The organism is Micromonospora sp. ANENR4 (assembly GCF_015354395.1).
Taxonomy (GTDB): domain Bacteria; phylum Actinomycetota; class Actinomycetes; order Mycobacteriales; family Micromonosporaceae; genus Micromonospora; species Micromonospora aurantiaca.
In genome coordinates this window covers 21,169-48,027 of sequence record NZ_JADKYQ010000024.1, presented here as the reverse complement: position 1 = coordinate 48,027, position 26,859 = coordinate 21,169, and the positions used below count along the sequence as shown (strand labels likewise).

Sequence of the window (26,859 nt, the reverse complement as noted above, 5' to 3'; positions counted from 1 at the left end):
CCGTGACCGACGCGCCCCGCCCCCGCGCCCAGCGGCGCCACGACACCACCCACCGCCTCGACCACGACATCGACTGCTGGGTCGCCACCGCCGGCCCCGACGGCACCCCGTACCTCGTGCCCCTGTCCTTCGACTGGGACGGCCACACCCTGCTCGTCGCCACCCCGGCCGACAGCCCCACCGGCCGCAACCTCGCCGGCGGCCACGCCCGCGTCGGCCTCGGCCCCACCCGCGACGTCACCATGATCGACGGCCACGTTGAAACCCTCACCATCGACGCCCTGCCCACCGACCGAGGTGACCGCTTCGCCACCCGAACCGGCTTCGACCCCCGTACCCTGACCACGCCCTACCACTGGTACCGCATCACCCCACACCGCATCCAGGCCTGGCGCGAAGCCGACGAACTACCCGGCCGCACCCTGATGCGCGACGGCCGCTGGCTCGACTGACACCCGCACCACCGGACGGAGAGCACAATGAGCAAGGCCACCACCGGCCTGCACCACGCCGACAGCCACGACATCATCCGCGTCCACGGCGCCCGCGAGAACAACCTGCGCAACGTCGACGTCGAGATACCCAAACGCCGCCTCACCGTCTTCACCGGCGTCTCCGGCTCCGGCAAGAGCTCACTGGTCTTCGGCACCATTGCCGCCGAGTCCCAGCGCCTCATCAACGAGACCTACAGCGCCTTCGTCCAGGGCTTCATGCCTACCCTGTCCCGCCCCGAAGTCGACGTCCTCGAAGGCCTCACCACCGCCATCATCGTCGACCAGGAACGCATGGGCGCCGACCCCCGCTCCACCGTCGGCACCGCCACCGACGTCAACGCCATGCTCCGCATCCTGTTCAGCCGCCTCGGCGACCCCCACATCGGCCCACCCAACGCCTACTCCTTCAACGTCCCCTCCGTCCGCGCCGCCGGCGCCATCACCGTCGACCGCGGCCCCGGCAGGACCCAGACCAAGAAGGGCACCTTCAACCGCCTCGGCGGCATGTGCCCCCGCTGCGAGGGCCGCGGCGCCGTCACCGACTTCGACCTCACCGTCCTCTACGACGAGAAGCTCTCCCTCAACGAGGGCGCCATCACCATCCCCGGCTACAGCATGGACGGCTGGTACGGCCGCATCTTCCGCTCCAGCGGCCTGTTCGACCCCGAAAAGCCCATCCGCGACTACACCAAACGCGAGCTGAGCGACCTGCTCCACAAGGAACCCACAAAGATCAAAGTCGACGGCATCAACGTCACCTACACCGGTCTCATCCCCGCCATCAGCAAGTCGATGCTCGCCAAGGACGTCGACGCCATGCAGCCGCACATCCGCGCCTTCGTCGAACGCGCCATCACGTTCACCACCTGCCCCGACTGCGACGGCACCCGCCTGGCCCCCGAAGCCCGCTCCTCGAAGATCAACGGCATCAACATCGCCGACGCCTGCGCCATGCAGATCAGCGACCTCGCCACCTGGGTACGCGACCTCCACGAACCCTCCGTCGGCCCGCTGCTCAAAGCACTGGGGGACACCCTCGACTCCTTCGTCGAGATCGGCCTCGGCTACCTCAGCCTCGACCGCCCCGCCGGCACCCTCTCCGGCGGCGAGGCCCAGCGCACCAAGATGATCCGCCACCTCGGCTCGTCCCTCACCGACGTCACCTACGTCTTCGACGAACCCACCATCGGCCTGCACCCGCACGACATCGCCCGCATGAACAACCTCCTGCTCCAACTCCGCGACAAGGGCAACACCGTCCTCGTCGTCGAACACAAACCCGAGACCATCGCCATCGCCGACCACGTCGTCGACCTCGGCCCCGGCGCCGGCACCGCCGGCGGCACCATCTGCTACGAAGGCACAGTCGCCGGCCTGCGCGAAAGCGGCACCACCACCGGCCGCCACCTCGACGACCGCGCCACCCTCAAGGACAAGCTGCGTACGCCCACCGGCGCCCTGCCGATCCGCGGCGCCCGCACCCACAACCTGCGCGACGTCGACGTCGACATCCCCCTCGGCGTCCTGGTCGTCGTCACCGGCGTCGCCGGCTCCGGCAAGAGCAGCCTCATCCACGACTCACTGGCCAAACGCGAGGACGTCGTCAGCATCGACCAGACCGCCATCCGCGGCTCCCGCCGCAGCAACCCCGCCACCTACACCGGCCTGCTCGACCCCATCCGCAAAGCCTTCGCCAAGGCCAACGGCGTCAAACCCGCCCTGTTCAGCGCCAACTCCGAAGGCGCCTGTCCGACCTGCAACGGCGCCGGCGTCATCTACACCGACCTCGGCATGATGGCCGGCGTCGCCAGCACCTGCGAGGACTGCGAAGGCAAGCGCTTCCAGCCCGCCGTCCTCGACTACCACCTCGGCGGACGCGACATCAGCGAGGTCCTCGCCATGTCCGTCGACGAAGCCGAGACGTTCTTCAGCGACGGCGACGCCCGCACCCCGGCCGCACACACCATCCTCGACCGGCTCGCCGACGTCGGCCTCGGCTACCTCACGCTCGGTCAACCCCTGACCACGCTGTCCGGCGGCGAACGGCAACGCCTCAAGCTCGCCACCCGGATGGGGGACAAGGGCGGCGTGTACGTCCTGGACGAACCCACCACCGGCCTGCACCTGGCCGACGTCGCCCAACTGCTCGGCCTGCTCGACCGGCTCGTCGACGCCGGGAAGTCCGTCATCGTGATCGAGCACCACCAGGCCGTCATGGCACACGCCGACTGGATCATCGACCTCGGCCCGGGCGCCGGTCACGACGGCGGCCGGATCGTGTACGAGGGCACCCCGGCGGATCTCGTGGCGGCCCGGTCCACACTCACCGGCGAACACCTGGCCGACTACGTCGGCGCCTGACCGCCGTACCAGGAGCAGGGGAGAGGCACCGACAACACTCAGCGGAGGACCCCACGACGAGGACGCGCGGGCACACCTCCGTTCAGGGCTCGAGCTGGATGTTCACCGGATCGACGAACTCGACCCGCAGCCGATCATCGGACAGGATGTCGACAACCCGCTGCCAGTGCGCGGCACGCCGGCTGCAGACCGCGCGCAGGTGCTCGACGCCCGGCCGGTCTCCTTCCGCATCGACCCGCCTCAAGGTCGCCAGGCCGAACTCTGCGGTGGCGGCGCTCAGCTTCGCGGTCACGCGGCCCACCTGCTGGACGACCTCGTCCACGTGCCGGGTCAGCTCATCCACCCGGGCTTCGACGGATTCGTCGCGTCGAGACAGCGACTCCAGGCCGTCCGGCTTCTCGATGACCAACTCGTCGAACACCGGCACGGGTGGCGGGAAGCGGAGATCCGCGACGTACACAAGCTCCACCGCCTCGGTGACGAGGCGACAGAACTCCGCCCGGTGCAGCCAGTACCAAGCGCGGTCCTCCGCCATCCTCGCCAGCAGGCGCCATGTCCGGTCGTCCACGTCGAGCTACTTGATCAGATCGTGGACATCCCCTGGCCACGGTGGCTCACAGCGCTGGTGCCAGTTTTGCTCCAGCAGCGCCGCCCCGTCGTGGAGCAGCTTCTTGACGTACGCCGCGATCCGGATACGGGTGACGTTCTCGGGGCGACGCAGGACCGATCGCATCGGCTGGTACAGGTCCAGTTGAAGGAACCGGAACTCGTCACTGCCGCGGAGGCGACCGAAGTCCGGGTCACTGCTGGCGATCCAACTGCGCAGCCGTGAGGCCACACCGGTCTGCGTGGTGGCCTGTAGCGAGACCTGCCCGGCTACCTTGCTTCCAGCGCTGGCCAGAGCGGCCTGGAGTTCGATCACCGCGTACTCGGTCAGCAGGTGCTGACGCCGGTCCTCGCCGAGATCGCCGGGAGGAATCGGAGCCACCTCCGCCTCCGGGCTCGGTGGGGGAACAGGGAGATAGCCGTACAGGCCGTAGGCATAGGCAGTCGCCGCCTGGTAGTAGTCCAGGTAGCCAAGCCGTCCCGGGCCGAGCCGATGACGACGCTGCGCGCGGGCGACTGCGTCGCGAAGCAACACCGGCTGGACGGGCCAACTCCCCACCATCGTCTCGACTCGCCGGTACAGGCGTCGTGGCCACCAGGGTCGCAGGTTCCGCATCGCGACCAGCCTCTGCTCGGCGAACCAGCCGACCTCGACACCCGCAACAGTGAGCTGGTCCTGGGCCAGATCATGTACGGCGCGGGCGAGCCGGAGCGGCGCCCACACGTCCCGCGCGAAGCGAAGCGCGCCCCTGGTCACCTCGGAGCGGGTACCGGGGACCAACCACGCCAGCAATGCGTCCTCGTGCAGCCGGTGAAACTCCTGGAGCGCGGCCAGGTTGAGCAGCACCCGAGCGGTGGCCGGAGTGCCCAGCATCTCCTTGACCTGCCGCTGCGCCTCGGCACGGTCCGCTGCATCGCGAAAGGAAGACAACAACGGCCAGTACCGACCCACGAAGGCCGCGATCAACCGATCCTTGATCTGGTCACGGAGAACCTTCCGCTCGCCGACGGCATCGGTGGCGAACCAGTCCTCCACGGTGCGTTCCGAGTACGCCAGAGTCTTCGCGTACTGATAGCGCAGGCGAATGAGTTCCCGGCGCCGACGGATGGCCCACAGCATCGAGATGGGGTAGCGGAACGGGTGCCTCCACCGATCTCGTCTGCGGGTCCAGAGTGAGGCGGTGTAGCGGCTCTCCAACTCACCGAGGCAGAGCGCGCCGTGGTACGTGTCCAGGGCGGCGAGGAACAGACCCAGATCCTCCTGAACGCTGGCCACCATCATGCGGATATCGGAGTTGAAGGGGTCCAGGCGAAGGGCTTCCCGATACCACCAGAGCGCGTCGTCGAGACGCCGCTCGTCGTGCCGCTTCTTGGCCTCGTTGTACGCCTCGAAGAGTCCGGTCGGCAGGTCCCGGAGCCGCCACGTCCGCCACGGCGCCTCATCAGCCAGGCGGGTCACTGGCAGGATCTTGGCCATCGTCCAGTAGGCCGCCTTACAGGTTGCGTCTTCCCATGTCATGCCCCACTCGGTAGTCGTCGCACTGCCTGTGGCACCCGCGAACGACGTGACCGTGACCGAGACGCCGCAACAGGGCTCCTGCTTCCGCTCCTGGAGAGTTGCCCTGATCATGTAACCCGTCCGAGGCCAGAGCCGTGCCATGAACTTGGGCAGGACCGCCAACGGGTTCGTCAACGTTCCCGGCTCCTCGCCGAGGACATCGAGGAAGTTCTGCGCAGGGAGAGTCGTCGGGCCCGCATATGGCGGGTAGATGCTGGTGGTGGCGAGCTGACGGCAGAACCGGCTCTTCAGGTACGCCGCCCGGCCGGTGTCTTTCGCGTCCGCGGCATTCTCGAAGTCACGCACGTCGACCGCCCCGGGGCGGTGTGCGAGCCACTCACGGCGAAAGTTGCGCCACGCGACGAAGGCCGCCAGGAACAGGATCAGGATCCCGAGCCGTTGCCACAGCTCAGTGGGCGGCTTGCCGAAGGCACGAGCCACGCCGATCAGAAGAAGGCGGAACGGCTCCAGGAACCCCCAACCACTGTGATCCGCCGGGACGGCAGCGGACCGCGCAAGGCCACCGAGTGCCAGAAGCAGCGTCACCGTGCTGAGAGTTCCGAGGACCAGCCAGGGCACTGGTTTCGGGATCGGCAGGGGCGAGGGCGCGACTCGGGCTTTGCTGAAGATCCGATGCGGGGACCGGACCTTCCAGGACTCGGGGCGTGGGTCCCGCTGCTCGGCGTCATCGTGCCGGTTGTCCATCGAAACGCTCCTGACGACCGCCCGGGACTGCGGTTTCAGGCTAAGTGGTCGGCTAGCGAGCAACTGGAATTCGGCGGGATCGGTGTCGTGCCCGAACCTGACCTCACTGTTCGATAATGTACATTATGTCAAGTACAGCTGAGGCGGGAGCTCCCCGAGCGCCCGCGCGAGGCAGGTGACCGCCTTTGCGGGCTTTCGGGGGCGCCGGAGTGTCACGCAGTCACCCCCTGTCGTGCCGCCGGGCCGCGTGCTCAATTTGGCGCGCGTTGGCAGCGGCAGCGAGCTCGCCGCGAGCCGGCTCACGCCTCCAGACACGATGTCGCCGCCGTTGCGTCCAGGCACCGGTCATCGGGCCGGCCCATCCACCGGCCGACCCGAGCGCCCCCGCCGAATCCCACCTCACTCCACCCGCCGTCCGCCGATCATGAAGCTAGCGGCGACACATCAGACAGCACTTCCGGTCAACCTCATGATCGCTGGCGCGGCGCCAGTTCGCCGATGTGGCTGCATCGGAGCACTGGGGTTACCGCCATCTCGGCGAGATGGAGTTGATCATGGCGTTGGTCGCCCCCGCCCCCCTGTTGTGAACTCCTGGCGGGAACGCGAGAATCATGCATAATATCCCTTATGCATGACAAACCGGACGAAACGTTGGAGACCCTGATCAAGGAGTTCCTGACCGCCCGGGCCACCCGTAAGCCCTCCCCCCACACCCAGGCCGCGTACCGCAGGGATCTGACCACGGTGGCCGAGCTGGTCGCCACCGATGGTGATGCCTCTCCCCTGCACGTACCCGTCAGCGCCCTCTCCCCCAAGGTGATGCGCGCGGCGTTCGCGCGGTTCGCCGCTCCCCGGGCCGCCGCCTCGGTCCACCGTGCCTGGTCGACATGGAACAGCTTCTTCACGTTCCTGGTGGCCGAGGGTGTCGCACCGGGAAATCCGATGCCGGCGGTGGGGCGGCCCCGCACGCCGCTCCCCCGGCCCAAGCCGCTGCGCGGCGAGGACACCCCGGAGGAGCTGCTGTCGGCGGTGGCGCGCGCGGAGGGTCGGCAGCGCGATCCGTGGCCGGAGCGCGACCTGGCGGTGCTGGCGCTGGCGTTGTGCGCGGGATTGCGGCTGTCGGAGCTGCTGGCGCTGCGGGTGTCGTCGGTGGCCGGGCGCGTCGGCGAGCGGCGGGTGGACGTGGCGGGTAAGGGTGGGCGGCCGCGTACGGTCCCGATCGAGGACGGCGTCGACCGGGTGCTCGCGGGTTATCTGGACAGCCGGCGGCTCCGGTTCGGGTCGCGCAGCGTGCGGCCGGATTCGCCGTTGCTGGTGGATCGTCAGGGTGAGGCGTTGCGGCGGGGCGGTCTGCAGTACCTGGTGGAGTCGTGTTACCGGCGGGCGGGCATCGGTGACCGGGTGCCGCGGGGTGCGCGGTTGCACGCGTTGCGGCACACGTTCGCGACGCGGTTGGCGGAGGACGGGGCGAGCGCGGCGGAGATCATGCGGTTGCTGGGGCATGCGTCGTTGGCGTCGTCGCAGACGTACATCGAGGTGACGGCGGGTCAGCAGCGGGCGGCGGTGGCGGCGAACCGTACCAACAGGGCGTTGTCGGGGTTGGTCAAGCGATAGCTGTCAGGCCGAGTTGGTCGGCGACGTACGACAGGTGGTGTGACGTTGCCCAGGCGATCCATTGGGTGGCGGTGCCGGGGCCGGCGTGGCGGGCGGCGCGCAGGGCGATCTGCTCGTCGCCCCAGGAGAAGTGACGCCCGGTGGGCGGCCAGTGGTCGGCGGATATGAGGGCCTGGCAGATGTCGTAGATGCCGGTGTTGCCGCTGTCCATGCCGTCGCTGGGCGCACGGTAGGTCCACCAGGTGTCCTGGTGGGTGTAGCGGATGTTGGGTGCTGGCCCTCGGCGTCCCGATCCGGCGCCGGGGTGAGTGACGCCGTAGTCGGCGAACTGGATGTCATGGTCCTTGAGCCGCTGCCAGAGGTCGAAGTCCCGCCTGCGGAGCGGGATGGCGGTGCCGGCTGGTACGTGGGAGATCGTGGCGGGCATGGCTCCGGCGGCGACGACGACCGCCTTCCAGGGGTGGCGTCCGGCCCACACGAGGTGTTTGCGAACGAGGGGTTCGGCTGTCGTGAGGTGCCGGTCGGATGCCACCTCGGCGACGTCGATGACGAGGGTGCAGTTCTCGGGTCGCAGTTCGGTGGCGGATAGGACTTGGCTCAGTCGTGCGTCGGTTTCGGCGTCGTCCGGTTCGGTGTGGTGGGCGGCGAGCCGGAGAACGCCACCGTAGGGCGCGGCGGCGTAACGGACGTCGGCCAGTTGTGCGGGGGTGTCGTTCAGGTGGGCGACGGGCAGCGCGGGGATCCCCCACGGGTGCAGGTCGTCGGCGATGTCGCGGAGTGGCCGGCGGGTGCCGGTGGTGGGTTCGGGGAGGTGGCGCACGTCGACGGCGATGGCCATGTCACGCGGGATGCTGTCCTGTGCGCGTTGACTGAAGGTGCATGCGTCGGTGATCGGACCGTGCTTGGAGGGTGGCAGGTCGAAGATCGGGAGGATGTGTGGTGCGAGTTCGTCGGGGACGTGGCTGACGGCCTGGAGTTCGGCTTGGCGTCCTTTGAGGATCGGGTGGTAGCCCGTCATTCGCATCGCCCCACACGATTTCGACGACAGTCACTTACGTCGATATTCCACGTTCTGTGCCCGATCGACAACCGTACGTATCCAGAATGGGGTCTGTCGGTGCGCTGCCGGGCTGGCAGGATCGGGCGGATGCGGGTGGATACGGCGCGTGCGGTGGCGGTCGAGTGGGTGCGGGAGCGGATGCGGGCGGATCCGTCGATCGAGGGGGCGTTGTTCAGCGGGTCGACTGTGGGGTTGCCGGACGACGCGGTGCTGCCTGTGTGGTCGGACGTGGACGTGTTGCTGGTGCGCCGGGAGCCCGGTGTGAAGGTGGGCAAGTTCGTGCACCGGGGGGTGTTGCTGGAGGTCAGCACTGTCACGTGGGCGGAGTTGGGTGGCCCGGAGGATGTGCTGGGGTCGTGGGTGTTCGCGCCGATGTTCCGTACCGATGGGGTGATCGCGGATCCGTCGGGGCGGCTGGCGGCGGTGCGGGAGCGGGTGGCGGCGGGGTTCGCGGATCCGGTGTGGGTGCGGGCGCGGTGCGCCGGGGTGCGGCGGCGGATCGAGGGCGGACTGCGGGCGGTGGGCGGTTCGGCGCCGGCGCCGGTGGCGGAGCAGGTGCTGGCGTGGGTGTTTCCGACGTCGTTGCTGGCGGTGTGGCCGGCGGTGGCGGGGTTGGTGGATCCGACGGTGCGGCGGCGGTACGTGCGGGCGGAGGGGGTGTTGTCGCGGTTCGGGTTCGCGGATCGGTATCCGGGGCTGCTGGACACGCTCGACGGCGGCGGGGCGGGTGTGGACGCGGCGCGGGTGCGGGAGTATCTGGCCGGGTTGGCGGTCGTGTTCGACGAGGTGGCGCGGTTGCCGCGGGAGGGGTACGCGTTCGGGGCGGATCTGGGTGCGGCGGGGCGTCCGGTGGTGTTCGACGGTGCGGCTGAGCTGATCGAGGCGGGCCGGCATCGGGAGGCGATGTTCTGGGTGCTGGTGACGTACGCGCGGTGTCATGTGGTGTCGGGTCCGGTGGCGCCGGAGCGGGAGCGGGCGTTCGGGGCGGCGCTGGCGGATCTGGGGGTGGCGTCGGCGGCGGATCGGCGGCGGCGGGCGGACGGTCTGCTGGCGGCGTTGCCGGGGTGGCAGGCGGTGGTGGATGCGGTGGCGGCGGAGGCTGTGGCAGGCTGAGGGGAACGCGACTGGCGGCACGGGGATGGGTGAACCATCGGGGAGCTCGTCGCGGGGGTCGACCGCCTGGGCCTCCGCGGGCGAGGTGTCGTATGTCTTCTGCGCGGTTGCTGCCGGGTGCTCCGGTGGCGGAGCGGGTGTTGTCGGAGGTCGCCGCGTCGGTGGCGGAGCTGCGTGCGGCGGGGGTGACGCCGGCGCTGGCGACGGTGCTGGTGGGTGACGACGACGCGAGCGCGGGTTATATCCGGATCAAGCAACGTCAGGCGGCCGACCTGGGTTTCGTGTCGCCGCACGTGCATCTGCCGGCGTCGGCGTCGCAGGTGGATCTGCACGCGGTGCTGGCGGATTTCAACGCGGACAAGACGGTGCACGGGGTGCTGGTGCAGTATCCGATTCCGGGTCATCTGGACTACGACCGGGCGTTGGCGGAGCTGGATCCGGACAAGGACGTGGACGGGATGCATCCGGTGAACATGGGCCGGCTGGCGTTGGGGTTGCCGGGTCCGTTGCCGTGTACGCCGGCGGGGATCGAGGCGTTGCTGGCGTTCCACGGTGTGCCGGTGGCGGGCCGGGAGGTGGTGGTCCTGGGCCGGGGTGCGACGTTGGGGCGGCCGCTTGCGATGTTGCTGGCGCAGAAGCGGCCGACGGCGAACGCGGCGGTGACCGTGGTGCACACGGGTGTGGCGGACTGGCCGCGGTACGCGCGGCGGGCGGAGATCCTGATCGCGGCGGCGGGGGTGCCGGGGATCGTGCAGCCGGAGCATGTGCGGCCGGGCGCGGTGGTGGTCGGTGGTGGGGTGCGGTACGAGGGACGGCGGTTGCTGCCGGACGTGGACGAGTCGTGTGCCGCGGTGGCGGGTGCGATCACGCCGCGTGTGGGCGGGGTGGGTCCGACGACTGTGGCGATGTTGTTCCGTAACGCGGTGGACGCGGCGCGGCGGCAGAGTGGGCTGGGCTGAGCGTCAGCCGAGGTCGACGACGAGGGGCCGGTGGTCGGAGATGGTGGCCAGCGGTGTGTGGACGGCGGTGACGGGCGGGAGCCGGTCGAGGCCGTGGCGGTCGGCGAGGATGTGGTCGAGTTGGACGCGGGGTTGCCCGGCCGGGTAGGTGGGGCGCCTCGCGAGGGGCCGCCAGCGGGTGAGTGCGGCGGCGGGTCCGGCGGGCAGGTTGAGGTCGCCGAGCAGGACCCGGGGCGCGGGCAGGGTGCGCAGGACGCGGACGACGCGGCGTAGCTGCCAGACGTTCCAGCCGGGGACGAAGGACAGGTGGGTGGCGGCGACGGTGAGGGGGCCGTGGGGGGTGTCGAGGACGGCGGCGAGCACGACGCGGGGTTCGTCGCGGAGCAGGACGAGTCCGCCGCCGGGGCCGGGTGCGTAGATGGGTGAGCGGACGGGGGCGGCGCGCAGGCGGGTGACCTGCCAGGAGCGGACGGGGTGGCGGCTGATCAGGCCGATGCCGTAGAGGGGTTCGCCGTGGCCGTCGTCGTCGTGGGTGAGGGGACGGAACTGTTCGCCGGGGGTGCCGACGACGGCGGCGGCGAAGCGGTGGTGGTCGGCGTGCAGGGCGCGGGCGGCCACGGCGGTGAGGTCGAGTTTGCCGCTGCGCGTCTGGTCGCGGTCGACTTCCTGGAGGGCGAGGACGTCGGCGTCGAGGTCGGTGACGGCGGCGGTGAGCCGGTCGGGGTCGACGAGCCCGTCGGTGAGGGATCGGCCGTGCAGCAGGTTGAAGGTGGCCAGGCGCACCTGGACACCCTACGTCGTCGTGGGAGTCTTGCCGGGTGCTGAAACTGTTGTGCTGTTCGATGCTGGTGTTCGTGGCGGTGGGGTCGGTGGGGGTGTGGTTGCGGCGTCGCCGGGGGCGGTGAGGCTGGCCACAGGGGGCCTTGTCGCTGGTGGTGGCGTGGGCAGAATGCGGCGGTGGATGCGCTGTCGTTGACGACGTTGCTGACTGCTGCCCTGCTGGCCGGGTGGGTGGACGCGGTGGTGGGTGGCGGTGGTCTGTTGCTGTTGCCGGCGTTGCTGGTGGCGGCGCCGGGTGTGCCGGTGGCGACGGCGTTGGGCACGAACAAGCTGGCGGCGATCTTCGGTACGTCGACGGCGGCGGTGACGTATGCGCGGCGGACGAAGCTGGACTGGGCGGTGGCGGGTCCGGCGGCCGGGTTGGCGGTGCTGACGGCGGGGCTGGGTGCGGCGTTGGCGGGTGCGGTGCCGGGTAGCGCGTACCGGCCGGTGGTGCTCGTGGTGCTGGTGGCGGTGGCGGTGTTCGTTCTGGCGCGGCCGTCGCTGGGTGTGGTGGCGTCGCCGCAGCGACGGACCCCTCGGCGGGTGGTGGTGGCGGTGGCGGTGGCCGGTGTGGGCATCGCCCTCTACGACGGGTTGATCGGGCCGGGTACGGGGACGTTCCTGGTGCTGGCGTTCACGGCGATTCTGGGTTCGGATTTCGTGCACGCCTCGGCGATGGCGAAGGTGGTGAACGCGGGCACGAATCTGGGTGCGCTCGTGGTGTTCGGGTTGACCGGGCACGTGTGGTGGGCGTTGGGTGCGGCGATGGCGGTGTGCAACGTGGTGGGGGCGGCGGTGGGCGCGCGGATGGCGTTGCGGCGGGGTGCCGGGTTCGTGCGGGTGGTGCTGCTGGTGGTGGTGCTGGCGCTGGTGGCCCGGCTGGGTTACGACCAGTGGATGGCGGGCTGATCGCGGTGGCGGTGCGGGCGGAGCACGACCGGGCGGTGCTGGCGGGTCTGCTGGGCCGGGATCCGGTGTTGCACGCGTACCAGTTGGGTGATCTGGACGATTTCTTCTGGCCGTACACGTCGTGGTTCCGGCGTGGCGACCAGGTGGTGTTGCTGTATCACGGGGTCGAGCTGCCGACGTTGCTGGCGTTCGCGGCGCCGGATCGGGTGGCGGATCTCGCCGCGCTGGTGGCGGAGGCGGCGCCGGTGTTGCCGGCGCGGATGTGGGCGCACCTGTCCCCCGGTCTGGAGGCGGTGGTGTCGCGCTGGTTCGTGGTGTCGGAGGCGGCGGCGCATCACCGGATGGCGTTGACGGATCCGGGCCGGCTGGCGGCGGTGCCGGCGGTGGGTGAGCCGTTGGGGCCGGCGGACGCGGCGGAGCTGGCCGGGTTGTACGCGGTGGCGTATCCGGGGAACTGGTTCGATCCGCGGATGCTGGAGACGGGCCAGTACGTGGGGGTTCGGGAGCGTGGCCGGCTGGTGGCGGTGGCGGGGGTGCACGTGTTCTCGCCGCGGTGGCGGGTGGCGGCGCTGGGGAACGTGACGACGCATCCGGACGTGCGGGGGCGGGGTCTGGGTGCGGGTGTGGTGGCGGCGTTGTGCGCCCGGCTGCGCGCGTCGGTGGATCACGTGACGTTGAACGTGCGGACGGACAACGCGGCGGCGGTGCGGCTGTACGAGCGGCTGGGGTTCTCCCGGGTGGCCGGGTTCACCGAGTGCGCGTTGACGTCAGCGGCCGCGGCTGGGTGAGTCGAACCGGCCGGCGCGGATCTCGCGCAGGGCGCGGCGGCGGGTGTCGCCGCGCAGCGTGTCGACGTAGAGGCGGCCGCGCAGGTGGTCGGTCTCGTGTTGCAGGGCGCGGGCGAGGAAGCCGCTGCCGGTGACGGTGAGCGGTTCGCCGTGCTGGTCGTAGCCGTGTGCGGTGGCGTGCATGGCGCGGGGGGTCGGGAAGTACAGGCCGGGGATGGACAGGCAGCCTTCCTCGTCGTCCTGGAGTTCGTCGGACACCTCCAGGGTGGGGTTGACCATGTGGCCGCGGTGGCCGTCGGCGTCGTAGACGAACACCTGGGCGTTGACGCCGATCTGGGGTGCGGCGACGCCGGCGCGGCCGGGTGCGCCGAGCAGCGTGTCCATGAGGTCGGTGACGAGGGCGCGCAGTTCGGCGTCGAAGCTGGTGACGGGTTCGCTGGGGGTGCGCAGCACGGGGTCGCCGATGATCCGGATCGGGCGCATAGTCATGTCCGGAAGGCTATCCGTTGCTTACCGTTCGCGGGTGTCCGGTGGGGTGTCCAGCAGCCCGGTGTCGGCGATGCGGTCGCGCAGGGGCCGGCGGCGCAGGGCGGCGAGGACCGCGTGCAGCTCGTCGGCGAGTGGTACCGGCAGTTCGGTGTCGAGGTGGCGTACGGCGGCGGTGGTGGCGGCCCATTCGGCTTCGACGGCCGGCAGCAGGGCGCGGGCGCGGTCGGTCAGGGTGACGATGCGGTGGCGGGCGTCGGCGCCGGGGCTCAGGTCGACGAGGCCGGCGCGGCGCATCTGGGCGACGGTCTGGCTGGCGGCGGAGTGGGTGACGCCGACGCGGGCGGCGAGGTCACGGATGGACAGCGGGCCGTCGGCGACGAGCGCGCGGACGGCCGGCGAGTAGCGGGGCCGGTAGTCGGTGAGGCCGAGCCGCTGGTGGACGGCGGCGACGTCGCCGTCGAGGACGTCCAGGACGTGGCGCAGCAGGGTGCCGAGGGCGTCGCGGTCGGGGGCGGTCACGTCCACTAATGTAACAGCGCTGTTGTATCTGCTCCGGGGAGGCCACTGATGTATCCACCGATCGAGCCGTACGCCCACGGCATGCTGGACGCCGGGGACGGGCAGCGCGTGTACTGGGAGACGTGCGGTAATCCGGACGGCCGGCCGGCGCTGGTGGTGCACGGCGGGCCGGGTTCGGGCGCGGGCGCGTCCTGGCGGCGGCTGTTCGACCCGGCCGCGTACCGGATCGTGCTGTTCGACCAGCGTGGCTGCGGGCGCAGCACTCCCCCGGCGTCGGATCCGTCCACCGACCTGTCGGTGAACACCACCGGGCATCTGCTGGCCGACATGGAGGCGCTGCGGGCGCACCTGGGGATCGACAGGTGGCTGCTGTGCGGCGCGTCGTGGGGGTCGTCCCTTGCCCTGGCGTACGCGCAGCGGCACCCGGGTCGGGTGAGCGCGCTGGTGCTGTTCAGCGTGGTCGCCAACACGAACCGGGAGATCGAGTGGGTGACCCGGGACATGGGGCGGGTGTTCCCGCAGGAGTGGGCGCGGTTCCGTGACGGGGTGCCGGAGGCCGACCGTGACGGTGACCTGTCGGCGGCGTACGCGCGGCTGGTGAACGACCCGGACCCGGCGGTGCGGGACAAGGCGGCGCGGGACTGGTGCGGCTGGGAGGACGTGCACGTGTCCCTCGCCGGCGGGTACGCGCCGAGTCCCCGGTTCGCCGACCCGGTGTTCCGGTACGGGTTCGCCCGGCTGGTGACGCACTACTTCGCGAACCGGGGTTTCCAGCCGGATGGGCAGGTGCTGCGCGACGCGGGCCGGCTGGCCGGCATTCCGGGGGTGCTGGTGCAGGGGCGGCTGGACGTCAGCGGCCCGCCGGACATCGCCTGGCAGCTGACCCAGGGCTGGCCGGACGCTCGGCTGGAGATCGTGGAGTCCGGCGGGCACGGTGGCGGGCACGGTATCGGCGAGCGGGTCGTCGCCGCCCTGGACGCGTTCGCCGCCGGCCGGAGCCCCGCCGACGGCTAGAGCCGCCGCCCGGGGCCGGGCAGCCGGGGCGGCGGACAGCCTGTCAGCCGGCGAGCAGGGCGCGGATCGGGGCGGCCTTGGCGGCGGCCTCGGCGACCTCGGCGGCGGGGTCGCTGTCCCAGGTGATGCCTCCCCCGGCCCACAGGTGCAGCAGGTTCCCGTCGGCGGCGGCGGTGCGGATGGTCAGGCCCAGGTCGAGGCAGTCGGGTCCGACCCAGCCGAGCGCGCCCATGCTCGCGCCGCGACCGACCGGCTCCAGCGCGGCGACCTGCGCCAGGGCGGCGTGTTTGGGTGCGCCGGTGACCGAGCCGCCGGGGCAGACGGCGCGCAGCAGGTCGGCCAGGCCGAGGCCGTCGGCGGGCGCCGCCGACACCGTGGACTCCGCCTGCCACAGGTCACACCAGCGGCGTACGGCGAACAGCTCGTCGACGCGCACCGACCCGGTGCGGGCGACGCGGGCCAGGTCGTTGCGTTCCAGGTCGACGATCATGACGTGTTCGGCGCGTTCCTTGGCCGAGGCGAGCAGGTCGCGGCGTCCGGCGGGGGTGGCGGGGCGGGTGCCCTTGATGGGGCGGGTGACCAGCCGGCCGTGCTCGACGGCGATGAGGGTCTCCGGGGAGGCGCAGCCGAGCGTCCAGCCGGGGCCGTGCAGGGTGCCGCCGTAGCGGGCGCCGGGCAGCGCGGCGAGGCGGGCCAGCGCGGGGCGCGGGTCGCCGGTGTAGCCGGCGGCGGCGTGGCCGACGATGTTGACCTGGTAGACGTCGCCGCGGGCGATGGCGGCGCGGACCGCGCCGACGGCGTCGGCGTGCGCGGCCTTGGTCCAGCTGTCGCGCCAGGGCCCGAGCCGCCACGGTGCCGGGGCCGGTGGCCGGGGTGCCGCCGGGCGGTCGGTGTGGTGGTAGACGACCACGACCAGGTCGGGCAGCGCCGGCGCGGGACTCGGCGCGCCGGGCGACACGCCGATGGCGTACGCGCCGGCGGCGGCGGACAAATACAGCGCGGCGCCGCACACCGCGGCGCCGGGGTCGTGCCGGCCGGGCCGGGCGAGGTCGCTGCGGTCGATGCCGTGTGCGGCGAGGAAGCGTTGTGCCAGGTCGGCGGGGTCGCCGCCGTCGCCGATCGACCAGTGCAGCCGGGCGGTCTCGACGAGCCAGCGGCGACATCCGGGCGGCGCGCCGGGTGCATCGACCTCCACCTGTGGGAGCGCTTCCACGACGTCCGGGCCGTTACGGGTCATCCGTTCAGCCCATTCTGGGTGAACAAGACGCATCCTTGCTCGTTGCCGCTCAGTTTTCCTTGGTACTGTGCGTCACTGGTCATGTGAACCATGACACAGTGCCCCCACAGTCCGGAGAACCCGATGTGTCAGCACCAGCCCACCTGCCCCTCCGCCGACGCAACCGACCGAGAGGCCGCCCGCGTCCTCGCCTGCTTCCCTGAGCAGGGCTGGAGCCTGCTCTGCAACGGTGTCATCGTCTTCGAGGACACCGGTGAGCTGCTCCCCGACGGGCGCACCATCGCCCCGCACCGGGGTCCGGCCCGCCACGCCCTCGTCGCCTGAGCGATCACGCAGCGTCAGTGAGCGTACGCGCCGGTCATGACCGGCGCGCGCACCGGCCGGGGCGGCGACAGCCCACCGCCCCGGCGTCAGCCGCTCAGTCCTCGAACGCCTCCGGCGCGGGGCACGAGCAGACCAGGTTCCGGTCGCCGTACGCGCCGTCGATGCGCCGCACCGGAGGCCAGTACCGGCCCGCCCGGTCCACACCCGCCGGGTAGGCGCCCACCGACCGCGGGTACGGGTGCGGCCACTCGTCGGCCGACACCATCGCCGCCGTGTGCGGCGCGTTTGACAGCGGGTTGTCCCCCGCCGGCCACTCCCCCGAGCCGACCTTGTCGATCTCCGCCCGGATCGCGATCATCGCGTCGCAGAAGCGGTCCAGCTCGGTCAGGTCCTCGCTCTCGGTCGGCTCCACCATCAGCGTCCCGGCCACCGGGAACGACATCGTCGGCGCGTGGAAGCCGTAGTCGATCAGCCGCTTCGCCACGTCGTCGACGCTCACGCCGGTGGCCTTGGTCAGCGGACGCAGATCCAGGATGCACTCGTGCGCGACCAGGCCCTTGTTGCCGGCGTACAGCACCGGGAAGTGGTTGCGCAGCCGCGCCGCCACGTAGTTCGCCGCCAGGACCGCCACGCCGGTGGCGCGGGCCAGCCCGTCGGCGCCCATCATCCGCAGGTACGCCCACGGGATCGGCAGGATCCCCGCCGACCCGTGGTTGGCCGCCGAGATCGCCGGCCGCCGGTCGGCGCGCGCACCGAGCGGGTCACCGGGCAGGAACGGCGCCAGGTGCGAACGCACCGCCACCGGCCCGACGCCGGGGCCACCGCCGCCGTGCGGAATGCAGAACGTCTTGTGCAGGTTCAGGTGCGACACGTCCGCCCCGAACCGGCCCGGCTTGGCGAACCCGACAAGCGCGTTGAGGTTCGCGCCGTCGACGTACACCTGACCGCCCGCGTCGTGGACCCTCGCGCACAGCTGGGCGATGCCGGTCTCGTACACGCCGTGCGTCGACGGGTACGTCACCATGATCGCGGCGAGCGCGTCCCGGTGCTTGTCGATCTTCGCGTCGAGGTCGACCAGGTCGACGTTGCCGTCGGCGTCGCAGCCGACCACCACGACCCGCATGCCGGCCATGACGGCGGACGCGGCGTTGGTGCCGTGCGCCGACGACGGGATCAGGCACACGTCCCGGTGGGCCTCGCCGCGCTCCCGGTGGTAGCCGCGGATCGCCAGCAGCCCGGCCAGCTCGCCCTGCGATCCGGCGTTGGGTTGCACGCTGACCGCGTCGTAGCCGGTGACCTCGGCCAGCCAGCCCTCCAGCTGCGCGATCAGCTCCCGGTACCCGGCGGTCTGCGCGTCCGGCGCGAACGGGTGCAGGTGCGCGAACTCCGGCCAGGTGATCGGTTCCATCTCGGTGGTGGCGTTGAGCTTCATCGTGCACGAACCCAGCGGGATCATGCCGCGGTCCAGCGCGTAGTCGAAGTCGGCCAGGCGGCGCAGGTAGCGCAGCATCGCCGTCTCCGAGTGGTGGCTGTGGAACACCGGGTGGGTGAGGAAGTCCGACGTGCGGGCCAGCCCGTCGGGCAGGGCCGCGTCCACCTCCCCGTCGAACCCGTCGACGCCGAACGCCGCCCACACCGCGGCGAGGTGCGCGGGCGTGGTGGTCTCGTCGCAGGAGATGCCGACCCGGTCGGCGTCGACCAGCCGCAGGTTCACGTTGCGCTCGGCGGCGGCGGCGACCACCTGCGCGGCCCGGCCCGGCACGGTCGCGGTGACGGTGTCGAAGAACGCGACGTCCGCGACCCGCACGCCCCCGGCGCGCAGCCCGGCCGCGAGCCGAGCCGCCGCCTCGTGGGTACGCCGGGCGATGGCGCGCAGCCCGTCCGGGCCGTGGTAGACGGCGTACATGCCGGCCATCACCGCGAGGAGCACCTGGGCGGTGCAGATGTTGCTGGTGGCCTTCTCCCGGCGGATGTGCTGCTCGCGGGTCTGCAACGCCAGCCGGTACGCCGGGTTGCCGTCGGCGTCGCGGGACACCCCGACCAGCCGGCCCGGCAGCATCCGCTCCAGGCCCGAGCGCACCGCCAGGTAACCGGCGTGCGGACCGCCGAAGCCCATCGGTACGCCGAAGCGCTGTGTGGTGCCGGCGGCGATGTCGGCGCCGATCTCGCCCGGCGGGCGCAGCAGCGTCAACGCCAGCAGGTCCGCCGCCACGGTCACCAGCGCGCCCACGCCGTGCGCCGCGTCGACCAGCGCACGGTGGTCGCGGACCGCCCCGGACGCGCCCGGGTACTGCAGGTGCAGGCCGAAGAACTCCGCCGGCAGGTCGTCGCGCTCCACGTCGACCACGCGCACCTCGATGCCGAGCGGCTCGGCGCGGCTGGCGATCACCGCGACGGTCTGCGGCAACGCGTCGGCGTCGACCACGTACACCGGGCTCTTGCTCTTGGACGCGCGGCGGGCGAGCGTCATCGCCTCGGCCGCGGCGGTGCCCTCGTCGAGCATCGACGCGTTCGCGACTGGTAGCGCAGTGAGGCCGGACACCATGCTTTGGAAGTTCAGCAGCGCCTCCAGCCGGCCCTGGCTGATCTCCGGCTGGTACGGCGTGTACGCGGTGTACCAGGCGGGGTTCTCCAGCACGTTGCGGCGGATCACCGCCGGGGTGTGCGTGCCGTGGTACCCGAGGCCGATCATGGACACGGCGACGGTGTTGCGCGACGCGAGGGCACGCAGCTCGGCGATGGCCTCCCGCTCACCGGCCGGGGCGGGCAGGTCGAGGGTGCCGTGCCAGCGGATCACCTCGGGGATCGCCGCGTCCATCAGCTCGTCGACGGAGCCGTAACCGACGGTGTCCAGCATCCGGCGTTCGTCGTCGCGGCCGGGACCGATGTGCCGGTCGGCGAACTGCTCTGCGGTCATGCGCTGCGCTCCTTGGTGGGGCGAGGTCGACGGGTCGGCCTCCCCCTGAGTCGCGCTGACGCGCTCCACAGCGCCTGCCCACGTGGTCCTTTTGCCTGAGAGGTTCCGGGGAGAATCTGCCCCTTCGGCGCCGTCGGGTCGACGGTCTCTCCCACGTGGGTGGTACCGGCACCCCCAACGCTACCAGCGGGCGTGTTTCCGGCTCATGTCCCGGGGTTGGTCACACCGGCGCCGGAGCCGCCGCCACCCGGTCGGCCAGCGCGCACAGGGTGGCGCCCAGCGGCGCGTCCAAACGCAGCGCCGCGTAGGGGTCGCCGCGGGTGACGCCCTGGTTGACGATCGCCACCGGGATGCCGTGGCGGGCCGCCCGCAGCACGAACCGCCGGCCCGACATCACCGTCAACGACGACCCGAGCACCAGCAGCGCCCGGGCCCGCTCGACCAGCGCGAAACAGTCCGCGACACGCGGCGCGGGGACCGTCTCGCCGAAGAACACCACGTCCGGTTTCAGCGTGCCGGTGCCGCACAGCGCGCAGTCGACGGTGCGGAACCCGGTCACCGCCTCGTCGGGCAGGTCCACGTCACCGTCGGGGTTGACACGCGCCACCCGGGCGTCGAAACCCGGATTCGCCTCCGACAGGCGCCGGTGCAGCTCGTCGCGGCCGGTGGCGTTGCCGCAGTCCAGGCACGTCACCTCGTCGAGGCGGCCGTGCAGCTCGATCACGCCGGTGGCGCCGGCGGCGGTGTGCAGCCCGTCGACGTTCTGCGTGATGATCCCGCCGAGCAGCCCGGCCGCCTGCAGCCGCGCCACCGCCCGGTGCCCGTCGTTGGGCGCCGCCCGGGCGATGGTCCGCCAGCCCAGATGGCTGCGCGCCCAGTACCGCCGCCGGGCCAGCGGATCCCGGGTGAACTCCTGGTACGTCATCGGGGTGTGCCCGCGCGCCGCGCCGCTGGGCCCCCGGTAGTCCGGGATGCCCGACTCGGTGGACAGGCCCGCACCGCTGAGCACCACCACGTCCCCGGCCGTCACCAGCCGCGCCAGTTCCTCGAACGCCTCACTCACCCGTCCATCGTCCCTCGCCGGCCCCGCACCTCCCACCCGCTCACCCGACCGATGCCGTCGATCATGAAGTTGGCGGTGGTCCGGCCCGGCGTGTCGCACCGCCAACCTCATGATCGACGAGGCCGGTCACCCGGCGGGGCCGCCGGGTCCGGGCTAGGTTGAGCCCATGCGCGTCGTCATCGCCGGAGGGCACGGAAAGATCGCCAAGCTGCTGGAGCGGGAACTGGCCGGACGCGGAGACACCGCGCTCGGGCTGATCCGCAACCCCGACCACGCCGCCGCGCTGCGCGCCGCCGGCGCCGAACCAGTCGTGTGCGACCTGGAACACACCGACGCCGGCACCCTCGCCGCCCACCTGGCCGGCGCCGACGCTGTCGTGTTCGCCGCCGGCGCCGGACCCGGCAGCGGCGCCGGCCGCAAGGACACCGTCGACCGGGGCGCCGCCGTGCTCCTCGCCGACGCCGCCACCCGCGCTGGCGTACGCCGCTACCTGCTGGTCTCCTCCATGGGCGTGGACGCCGCGCCGTCCGAGGGCACCGACGACGTGTGGGCGGCGTACCTGCGGGCCAAGAAGGCCGCCGAGGACGACGTCACCGCCCGGGACCTCGACGTGACGGTGCTGCGGCCCGGCCGCCTCACCGACGACGAACCCGAAGGCCGGATCACCCTGGCCCGGCACGTCGAAGCCGGCGCGATCAGCCGCGCCGACGTGGCCCGGGTCCTGCTCGCCCTGCTGTACGCCCCCGCCACCGCCGGGCACACCCTGGAACTCGTCGGCGGAGACACCCCCATCGCCGACGCGATCACCGCCGTCACCGCCTGACACCCGCCCGCGCGTCCCGGCCCGCGATCACGCGCGGGCCGGGACACCGCTCAACGCTGGTGCCGCGACAACGCCGGCTGCGGCGCTCCCCCGCCCTGCGGCAACTCCCGGGCGATCCGCTCCATCGTGCGCGACAACTGCTCACTGCCGTCGTCGAGGTGCCGGGCCGCCGCCTGCATGTGCGAGATCATCATCTCGCCGAAGATCCGCAACGCCTCACGCGTCGCCACCGAGTCGTCGAAGCCGCTCCCGGCCGCGCTGCGGTACTCCGTCACCGCCCGCTCGGCCTCCCGCTTCGCCTCCTCCGCCGCCGCCCGCATGTAACTCTCATACTGGGTACGGGCGTACTCGGCGACCCGGCGCGCGTAGTCGTGGGCCTGCGCGATGATCTGCTCGGCCTCCCGCTGCGCCGCCGACAACAGGTTGACCTCCTTCGCCGTCGGCGCCCCCGCCGCCTCCGTGCTCGGGATCACCCCGTGCCGGTGCAGCTCCAGATGATCGTTGAGCCGCTCGTTCTCCGCCCGCAGGTTCGCCACCTGCGCCGCCAGCAGATCCAGCTCGTCGGCCACCTGCAACCGGAAGCGGTCCACATCGGTCTGGTCGTAGCCGCGGCGGGTGAACGCCGCCGACCCGAACTCCCACCGCCGCACCCGGTCCGAGGTCAACCGCACCTGCACCGGACCGGACACCTGCTGCGCGTCGTAACTGCTGATCGGACCCGCGCTCACCGGCACACCTCCGTTCGCGACTGCGGGGCTCGCAACACCGGCTCACTCCTCGCGCTCACCGGCTCACCTCCGTCGTTCCCGGCCCGTCCGCGCCGGTCATCGTCCGCCACGCCGGGCCGTACCAGTGCTTGCCGTAACCCTCGTGATGCACCTGACCCGGCTGGAACCCGGCGCCGGTCAACGCCGCCACCGAATGACCCACCATCTCGTCCGAGCCGCACACGTACAAGTGCCGCGACCGCCAGTCCCCGTCGGCCAGCGCCCGGTCGGCGATACGCACCGACTCACCCGGCCGGGCCGGATCCGCACCGGCCACGTACGACACCCGCAGCCACGGATGCGTCGCCGCCAGCTTGTCGATCGCCTCGCTGTCGTAGAACTCCGTCCGCGACCGGGCACCCACGTACAGGTCCACCCGCCGCCCCGAACCCTCCGCCGCGACCTGCTCCACCAGCGCCTTCACCGGCGCCCAGCCGGTACCACCGGCCAGCAGCAACAGATCCGACGCCCCGGCCTGCCACAACGTCAACCGGTCACCCACCGGCGACGCCAGGTGGATCTGGTCACCGGCCGCGCACCCGTAGACCAGACGCGACGACACCACACCACCCGGCGCGGCCCGCACGTGCAACTCCACCGTGCCGTCCGGACGGGGCGCGTTCGCCGGCGAGTAGTACCGCCACGACCGCACCGCCGGATGCGACACCCCGATCGACTGGCCGGGCGTGAACGGCAGCAGATACTGCGGACGTACGGTCAGCACCGCCACGTCGAACGTGCGCTGCTCGTGTGTCAGCACCTCCGCCACCCACCACGGCGGCGACTTCGACTCCGCGGCCTGCGCGCCCTCGGTCATCACCTGCGCCACCAGCCCGTACGCGGCGGCCCAGTCGGCGGCCAGCTCCTCGGTCCACGCGTCGCCGCAGAAGTGCCGCAACGTCGCCAGCAGCGCCTCACCGACCGCCGGGTAGTGCTCGGCGCGCACCGCGAACTTCCGGTGATCCGCGCCGAGGTCCCGCAGGAACCCGACCAGCCGGTCCACCTGGTCCACGTGGGACACCACATGCCCCAGCGCGGCCACCAGACGGTCCCGCTGCCCGGCCATGTTCGTGGGGAACATCTGCCGGGTCTCCGGATGCGCCAGGAACAGCGTCGAATAGAAGTAGAGCGGCACCTGGTCGCCGTGCGCGGCGACCAGGGACCAGCTCTGCTTGAGCCGTGCGACGTCCACGCTCAGGCGTCCCCCGCCGACACGACCTGCTCCCGCACCTGCCCGAGCACGACCTGCACATCGGCGATCACGTCCGCCGGCACACCCAGCTCCACCAGCGTCGCGGTCAGGTGCTCACCGACCTTCGCGTAGTGCTCACCGGTGATGTTCAGCGGCTGGTGCGCCTCGTCCAGCCCACGGCCCGCGTACTCGTTGGGGCCGCCGAGCACCACCGCCAGCATGAGCGCCAGGTGCCGCCGCTGCTCCACCATGTCCACGTCGGCGAAGTAGCCCGCCAGATCCGGATCGGCCAGCACCTTGTCGTAGAACAGCTCCACCGCGGCCTTCACCGCGGCCGCGCCGCCGATGCGCTCGTAGTGGGAGATCGGGGTGGTCTCGCTCGTCACCGTCATGCTCGGTCCTTCCACCAGGGGTCCGCGGGCAGCGCCGCGGCAGGGGCTCGCCGTCCGGCGCGGGCGTCACACAGCGTTCCACCGTGACGTCGACACGCCGACGACCGGAACGGACCATAGCGCGCCCGCTGGCACACTTCACGACCACCCTGTGCCGATCCCGAGAACTGTCAATCACGGACAGTGAACGACACCGCGCCAATCGATGGACGCACCGCAGCCAGGCGGACACGCAACGTCAACGTGGACGACACACCGTCCTTTTCGGACATCCCGCACGCACGGGCCGTGACCTGCGACGACTCACACCCGCCCCGGCCCGCGCCGTCCACCCGCCCCGGCACGCCAGAAAGGACCACACCCCGTCACCAAAACACGAATCGCGCCACACCCTTTTCGGGCGCGGCGCGATCCCGTCACCGAGACGCGACGCAGGTCACCCGGCCCGGCGCCGCGCCCGCCGCGCCGCCAGCTCGTCACCCACCGAGTCCGACTCCGGCTCCGCCGCCGGCACGGCCGGCTCCTGCCCACCCACCGGCTCCGCCGGCAGATGCGACAACGAACCCTGGATCTCCTTGAACGCACCACCGATCGCGATGCCGAACACGCCCTGGCCGCCCTGCAACAGGTCGACCACCTCCTCCGGCGACCGGCACTCGTACACAGTCGTCCCGTCGGAGATCAACGTGATGCCCGCCAGATCGTCCACCCCACGCGACCTCAACGCCTCGATCGCCTTACGGATGTTCTGCAACGACACCCCGGCGTCCAGCAGCCGCTTCACGACCTTCAACACCACCAGGTCGCGGAACGAGTACAACCGCGACGTCCCCGAACCCGACGCGTCACGCACACTCGGCACCACCAGCGCCGTACGCGCCCAGTAGTCGAGCTGCCGGTAACTGATCCCCACCGCCGAACACGCGGTCACACCCCGGTAGCCGACCTCGCCGTCACCAGCCGGATCGAGCCCCACACCCGCCTGCTGTTCCACACCCGGACCAGGATCCCGCGGCTCGTGCATCGGACCAACCTCCCCGCGCCCGTGGCGGTGCCGCGTCGATTCCCCGTACGCGCACCACTCGACACGGCAACCCTAACGCCGCCCCCCGCACTTCACCCGCAGGAGACACCGCGACACGCCGCGCCACCACCCGGGCGGGACACCTCAACCCGCGAAGTCCTCCGGACGCACCTGCTCCAGGAACTCCCGGAACTTCTCGACCTCGTCCTCCTGCTCGTCCGGAATCACGATCCCCGCCTCGCTGAGGACCTGCTCCGCACAACGAATCGGAGCACCCACCCGCAACGCCAACGCGATGGAGTCACTCGGCCGCGCCGACACCCGCACACCGTCACCGAGGAGCAGATCCGCGTAGAACACGTTCTCCTTCAACTCGGTGATCTCCACCGCCCGCAACGGCGCCTGCAACGCCGTCAGCACATCCCGCAGAAGATCGTGCGTCAACGGCCGGGCCGGCTTGACCCCCTGCTGCTCGTAAGCGATCGCCGTCGCCTCGACCGCGCCGATCCAGATCGGCAGATAGCGGTCCCCCTCGACCTCCCGCAGCAGGACGATCGGCTGGTTGCTGGGCAACTCCACCCGAACTCCGACCACGCTCAGCTCGCGCACCGCCGCCTCCGTGTCGTCGTCACCTTGCACCGCGCCCTTCCCTGCACGGTACACGGACCAGGACACGGGAGTCCCACGCGCTACGTGCACCACGCCTCGCCGGACGGGCATACCCCGGCAAGCCTACGACACGCTCCGCGGACCAGATCTTTCCGCGCCCACACACGACGAAGGGCCGGGCGCACACCGCACCCGGCCCCTCGCACCGACCTCACCGGCCCAACGTCGACCGCAGCCCCACCCGCACCAACGCCGCGTGCAACCGCTGCGACAACGCCACCAACTCCCGCGCCGTCTCCGCCGCCCGAGCCCGCGCCGCCGGATCACTCTGCCGCGCCAGCGGCGCCACAAGCTGCGCGAACAACCCGACCTCACGATCCGCCGCCGACCGGTACGCCCGCAGATGCCGAGGCTCCAGCCCGTACGCCGCCAGACCCGCCACCGCACTCGCGATGATCAACGCATCCGCGTCGTACCACCCCGGCGGATCCGACACCAGCACACCCAGCCGCTCCAACTCCGCGAGCGTCGACTCCTCCACACCACTACGGGCGATCAGACCCGCCCGGTCCAGCCGCACCTCCGACGACTCGACCGACTCCACCGGCTCCCGGCCCGGAACCTCACCACCCGGACCCACAGCCACCAGATTCGGCCGCCCCCGCCCCGGCGACGGACCAGACCCGTCCCACTGGGCCAACTGCTCCCGGATCACCCGCAACGGCAGGTACTGATCCCGCTGCGCGGTCAACACGAACCGCAACCGCGCCACATCGTCCCAGCCGTACTTCCGATAACCCGCCGGCGTCCGCTGCGGCTCCACCAGGCCCTCGGCCTCCAGGAACCGCAACTTCGAGATCGTGACGTCCGGGAACTCCGGCCGCAACTGCGCCAGCACCTCGCCGATACTCATCAGCGCAGGCGCCCGCGCCGCCCCGGACGGCGTCGAAGCCGCAGGCTCGTTCACCCCCGGCCGGCCTCCTCCTCCGGGCGCGGACCGGCGATGAACACCACCCGGAACTTGCCGATCTGCACCTCGTCACCGTTGCTCAGCGTCGCCGCCTCGACCCGCTCACGATTCACGTACGTGCCGTTCAGGCTGCCCACATCCCGCACCGTGAACGTCCCGGCGTCACGGTGGAACTCCGCGTGCCGCCGCGACACCGTCACGTCGTCCAGGAAGATGTCACTGTCCGGGTGCCGCCCACTCGTCGTCACATCGTGGTCCAACAGGAACCGGGCACCCGCATTCGGACCCCGGCGAACCACCAGCAACGCCATACCCGGCGGCAACGAACCGGACATCCGGCTCGGCACCACATCGGTGTCCGGGCCCTCCAGCACTTCGTCGAGCGAGCCGAGATTGAGCGTCGAAGTGACGTCGAGCGGGGGGAACTCGTCGTCTGGGCGCGTCATGGGACCACCTCACGGATCTGTTCGGTCGGCGTCAGGGAATGGCGGGTCTGGCCGCCGGGCAACACCACACCCGGCGGCTGGCTC

At 71.6% G+C, this 26,859-nt stretch carries 26 protein-coding genes and 1 riboswitch; of the genes, 10 read left to right on the top strand and 16 right to left on the bottom strand.

Annotated features, from left to right (window positions below; genetic code table 11):
* Positions 1 to 2: 2 nt before the first annotated feature.
* Both IRY44_RS29240 and IRY44_RS29235 read left to right on the top strand, forming a co-directional pair.
* The gene (locus tag IRY44_RS29240) at positions 3 to 452 is read left to right on the top strand and encodes a pyridoxamine 5'-phosphate oxidase family protein (protein WP_194803375.1); all 450 of its coding nucleotides are present in this window, start codon (positions 3 to 5) and stop codon (positions 450 to 452) included.
* Between the two features lie 27 nt (positions 453 to 479).
* Positions 480 to 2,855, top strand: a complete 2,376-nt coding sequence (locus IRY44_RS29235) for an excinuclease ABC subunit UvrA (RefSeq protein WP_194803374.1) — start codon at positions 480 to 482, stop codon at positions 2,853 to 2,855.
* Positions 2,856 to 2,937: 82 nt separating this feature from the next.
* Here IRY44_RS29235 and IRY44_RS29230 read toward each other — a convergent pair whose 3' ends face one another.
* Complete coding sequence (locus IRY44_RS29230; RefSeq protein ID WP_194803373.1) at positions 2,938 to 3,423, bottom strand: hypothetical protein; 486 nt, start codon at positions 3,421 to 3,423, stop codon at positions 2,938 to 2,940.
* A gap of 6 nt (positions 3,424 to 3,429) precedes the next feature.
* On the bottom strand, positions 3,430 to 5,565 hold the full coding sequence (locus IRY44_RS29225; RefSeq protein ID WP_194803372.1) for a hypothetical protein: 2,136 nt from the start codon (positions 5,563 to 5,565) through the stop codon (positions 3,430 to 3,432).
* Between the two features lie 786 nt (positions 5,566 to 6,351).
* Here IRY44_RS29225 and IRY44_RS29220 point away from each other — a divergent pair.
* Positions 6,352 to 7,338 carry a tyrosine-type recombinase/integrase gene (locus IRY44_RS29220; RefSeq protein WP_194803371.1) on the top strand — a complete coding sequence of 329 codons (987 nt, stop codon included), beginning with the start codon at positions 6,352 to 6,354 and terminating at the stop codon, positions 7,336 to 7,338.
* On the opposite strand, the gene IRY44_RS29215 is transcribed toward IRY44_RS29220, so the two are convergent.
* Positions 7,328 to 8,356 carry a beta family protein gene (locus IRY44_RS29215; RefSeq protein WP_228533051.1) on the bottom strand — a complete coding sequence of 343 codons (1,029 nt, stop codon included), beginning with the start codon at positions 8,354 to 8,356 and terminating at the stop codon, positions 7,328 to 7,330. The genes IRY44_RS29220 and IRY44_RS29215 overlap by 11 nt on opposite strands.
* Positions 8,357 to 8,485: 129 nt before the next feature.
* Here IRY44_RS29215 and IRY44_RS29210 point away from each other — a divergent pair, with 129 nt between their 5' ends.
* Positions 8,486 to 9,511, top strand: a complete 1,026-nt coding sequence (locus tag IRY44_RS29210; protein WP_194803369.1) for a hypothetical protein — start codon at positions 8,486 to 8,488, stop codon at positions 9,509 to 9,511.
* Positions 9,512 to 9,603: 92 nt separating this feature from the next.
* Positions 9,604 to 10,470, top strand: coding sequence for a bifunctional 5,10-methylenetetrahydrofolate dehydrogenase/5,10-methenyltetrahydrofolate cyclohydrolase (locus IRY44_RS29205; protein WP_194803368.1), 867 nt, complete (start codon positions 9,604 to 9,606; stop codon positions 10,468 to 10,470).
* A gap of 3 nt (positions 10,471 to 10,473) precedes the next feature.
* Here the strand turns inward: IRY44_RS29205 and IRY44_RS29200 are convergent, their stop codons facing one another.
* On the bottom strand, positions 10,474 to 11,253 hold the full coding sequence (locus IRY44_RS29200) for an endonuclease/exonuclease/phosphatase family protein (protein ID WP_194803367.1): 780 nt from the start codon (positions 11,251 to 11,253) through the stop codon (positions 10,474 to 10,476).
* 174 nt (positions 11,254 to 11,427) lie between these two features.
* Between IRY44_RS29200 and IRY44_RS29195 the strand changes: the two genes are divergently transcribed.
* Positions 11,428 to 12,201, top strand: a complete 774-nt coding sequence (locus IRY44_RS29195) for a TSUP family transporter (protein ID WP_194803366.1) — start codon at positions 11,428 to 11,430, stop codon at positions 12,199 to 12,201.
* Complete coding sequence (locus IRY44_RS29190) at positions 12,186 to 12,989, top strand: GNAT family N-acetyltransferase (RefSeq protein ID WP_194803365.1); 804 nt, start codon at positions 12,186 to 12,188, stop codon at positions 12,987 to 12,989. Before IRY44_RS29195 ends, IRY44_RS29190 begins: the two co-directional genes overlap by 16 nt.
* On the opposite strand, the gene def is transcribed toward IRY44_RS29190, so the two are convergent.
* Together def and IRY44_RS29180 are read right to left on the bottom strand one after the other, a co-directional pair.
* Positions 12,969 to 13,478 carry a peptide deformylase gene (gene def, locus IRY44_RS29185; protein WP_194803364.1) on the bottom strand — a complete coding sequence of 170 codons (510 nt, stop codon included), beginning with the start codon at positions 13,476 to 13,478 and terminating at the stop codon, positions 12,969 to 12,971. The two genes, IRY44_RS29190 and def, sit on opposite strands and share 21 nt — an antisense overlap.
* A 21-nt stretch (positions 13,479 to 13,499) precedes the next feature.
* On the bottom strand, positions 13,500 to 13,997 hold the full coding sequence (locus IRY44_RS29180; protein WP_194803363.1) for a MarR family winged helix-turn-helix transcriptional regulator: 498 nt from the start codon (positions 13,995 to 13,997) through the stop codon (positions 13,500 to 13,502).
* Between the two features lie 48 nt (positions 13,998 to 14,045).
* Between IRY44_RS29180 and pip the strand changes: the two genes are divergently transcribed.
* Entirely contained in the window at positions 14,046 to 15,011 is a 966-nt protein-coding gene (gene pip / locus IRY44_RS29175) for a prolyl aminopeptidase (protein WP_194803362.1), read from the top strand.
* Between the two features lie 43 nt (positions 15,012 to 15,054).
* Here the strand turns inward: pip and IRY44_RS29170 are convergent, their stop codons facing one another.
* Positions 15,055 to 16,248, bottom strand: coding sequence for a chorismate-binding protein (locus tag IRY44_RS29170; RefSeq protein ID WP_194803361.1), 1,194 nt, complete (start codon positions 16,246 to 16,248; stop codon positions 15,055 to 15,057).
* Between the two features lie 123 nt (positions 16,249 to 16,371).
* Here IRY44_RS29170 and IRY44_RS29165 point away from each other — a divergent pair, with 123 nt between their 5' ends.
* Complete coding sequence (locus IRY44_RS29165; RefSeq protein WP_013286363.1) at positions 16,372 to 16,572, top strand: DUF5999 family protein; 201 nt, start codon at positions 16,372 to 16,374, stop codon at positions 16,570 to 16,572.
* 94 nt (positions 16,573 to 16,666) lie between these two features.
* Here the strand turns inward: IRY44_RS29165 and gcvP are convergent, their stop codons facing one another.
* Both gcvP and IRY44_RS29155 read right to left on the bottom strand, forming a co-directional pair.
* Positions 16,667 to 19,489, bottom strand: a complete 2,823-nt coding sequence (gene gcvP, locus IRY44_RS29160) for an aminomethyl-transferring glycine dehydrogenase (RefSeq protein ID WP_194803360.1) — start codon at positions 19,487 to 19,489, stop codon at positions 16,667 to 16,669.
* A gap of 73 nt (positions 19,490 to 19,562) precedes the next feature.
* A riboswitch (glycine riboswitch) is annotated at positions 19,563 to 19,653 on the bottom strand.
* Positions 19,654 to 19,709: 56 nt separating this feature from the next.
* On the bottom strand, positions 19,710 to 20,552 hold the full coding sequence (locus IRY44_RS29155) for an NAD-dependent protein deacetylase (protein ID WP_194803359.1): 843 nt from the start codon (positions 20,550 to 20,552) through the stop codon (positions 19,710 to 19,712).
* Between the two features lie 166 nt (positions 20,553 to 20,718).
* Between IRY44_RS29155 and IRY44_RS29150 the strand changes: the two genes are divergently transcribed.
* Positions 20,719 to 21,375, top strand: coding sequence for an SDR family oxidoreductase (locus tag IRY44_RS29150; RefSeq protein ID WP_194803358.1), 657 nt, complete (start codon positions 20,719 to 20,721; stop codon positions 21,373 to 21,375).
* Positions 21,376 to 21,425: 50 nt separating this feature from the next.
* Here the strand turns inward: IRY44_RS29150 and IRY44_RS31120 are convergent, their stop codons facing one another.
* From IRY44_RS31120 to IRY44_RS29115, 7 genes are all read right to left on the bottom strand, one after another.
* A complete protein-coding gene (locus IRY44_RS31120; protein WP_194803357.1) occupies positions 21,426 to 22,103 on the bottom strand; it encodes a DivIVA domain-containing protein in 678 nt (225 codons plus the stop codon).
* 55 nt (positions 22,104 to 22,158) lie between these two features.
* Complete coding sequence (locus IRY44_RS29140) at positions 22,159 to 23,334, bottom strand: globin domain-containing protein (protein WP_194803356.1); 1,176 nt, start codon at positions 23,332 to 23,334, stop codon at positions 22,159 to 22,161.
* 2 nt (positions 23,335 to 23,336) lie between these two features.
* Complete coding sequence (locus tag IRY44_RS29135) at positions 23,337 to 23,726, bottom strand: group 1 truncated hemoglobin (protein WP_194803355.1); 390 nt, start codon at positions 23,724 to 23,726, stop codon at positions 23,337 to 23,339.
* 436 nt (positions 23,727 to 24,162) lie between these two features.
* On the bottom strand, positions 24,163 to 24,750 hold the full coding sequence (locus IRY44_RS29130; protein ID WP_194803354.1) for a MerR family transcriptional regulator: 588 nt from the start codon (positions 24,748 to 24,750) through the stop codon (positions 24,163 to 24,165).
* A gap of 144 nt (positions 24,751 to 24,894) precedes the next feature.
* Positions 24,895 to 25,359, bottom strand: a complete 465-nt coding sequence (locus tag IRY44_RS29125; RefSeq protein ID WP_036311069.1) for a bifunctional nuclease family protein — start codon at positions 25,357 to 25,359, stop codon at positions 24,895 to 24,897.
* A 211-nt stretch (positions 25,360 to 25,570) separates the two neighbouring features.
* Positions 25,571 to 26,272: a MerR family transcriptional regulator gene (locus tag IRY44_RS29120; RefSeq protein ID WP_194803353.1), complete on the bottom strand. Its 702-nt coding sequence runs from the start codon at positions 26,270 to 26,272 to the stop codon at positions 25,571 to 25,573.
* A gap of 50 nt (positions 26,273 to 26,322) precedes the next feature.
* The gene (locus tag IRY44_RS29115) at positions 26,323 to 26,775 is read right to left on the bottom strand and encodes an FHA domain-containing protein (protein WP_107076656.1); all 453 of its coding nucleotides are present in this window, start codon (positions 26,773 to 26,775) and stop codon (positions 26,323 to 26,325) included.
* Between the last annotated feature and the right edge of the window lie 84 nt (positions 26,776 to 26,859).

What these genes read in the sequence shown, in the direction of transcription:
- IRY44_RS29235 (WP_194803374.1), top strand. Translation starts at nt 480, where the DNA reads ATGAGCAAGGCCACCACCGGCCTGCACCACGCCGACAGCCACGACATC.
- IRY44_RS29220 (WP_194803371.1), top strand. Translation starts at nt 6,352, where the DNA reads ATGCATGACAAACCGGACGAAACGTTGGAGACCCTGATCAAGGAGTTC.
- IRY44_RS29215 (WP_228533051.1), bottom strand. Translation starts at nt 8,356, where the DNA reads ATGACGGGCTACCACCCGATCCTCAAAGGACGCCAAGCCGAACTCCAG.
- IRY44_RS29210 (WP_194803369.1), top strand. Translation starts at nt 8,486, where the DNA reads ATGCGGGTGGATACGGCGCGTGCGGTGGCGGTCGAGTGGGTGCGGGAG.
- IRY44_RS29205 (WP_194803368.1), top strand. Translation starts at nt 9,604, where the DNA reads ATGTCTTCTGCGCGGTTGCTGCCGGGTGCTCCGGTGGCGGAGCGGGTG.
- def (WP_194803364.1), bottom strand. Translation starts at nt 13,478, where the DNA reads ATGACTATGCGCCCGATCCGGATCATCGGCGACCCCGTGCTGCGCACC.
- pip (WP_194803362.1), top strand. Translation starts at nt 14,046, where the DNA reads ATGTATCCACCGATCGAGCCGTACGCCCACGGCATGCTGGACGCCGGG.
- IRY44_RS29170 (WP_194803361.1), bottom strand. Translation starts at nt 16,248, where the DNA reads ATGACCCGTAACGGCCCGGACGTCGTGGAAGCGCTCCCACAGGTGGAG.
- IRY44_RS29165 (WP_013286363.1), top strand. Translation starts at nt 16,372, where the DNA reads ATGTGTCAGCACCAGCCCACCTGCCCCTCCGCCGACGCAACCGACCGA.
- gcvP (WP_194803360.1), bottom strand. Translation starts at nt 19,489, where the DNA reads ATGACCGCAGAGCAGTTCGCCGACCGGCACATCGGTCCCGGCCGCGAC.
- IRY44_RS29150 (WP_194803358.1), top strand. Translation starts at nt 20,719, where the DNA reads ATGCGCGTCGTCATCGCCGGAGGGCACGGAAAGATCGCCAAGCTGCTG.
- IRY44_RS29135 (WP_194803355.1), bottom strand. Translation starts at nt 23,726, where the DNA reads ATGACGGTGACGAGCGAGACCACCCCGATCTCCCACTACGAGCGCATC.
- IRY44_RS29130 (WP_194803354.1), bottom strand. Translation starts at nt 24,750, where the DNA reads ATGCACGAGCCGCGGGATCCTGGTCCGGGTGTGGAACAGCAGGCGGGT.
- IRY44_RS29120 (WP_194803353.1), bottom strand. Translation starts at nt 26,272, where the DNA reads ATGAGTATCGGCGAGGTGCTGGCGCAGTTGCGGCCGGAGTTCCCGGAC.
- IRY44_RS29115 (WP_107076656.1), bottom strand. Translation starts at nt 26,775, where the DNA reads ATGACGCGCCCAGACGACGAGTTCCCCCCGCTCGACGTCACTTCGACG.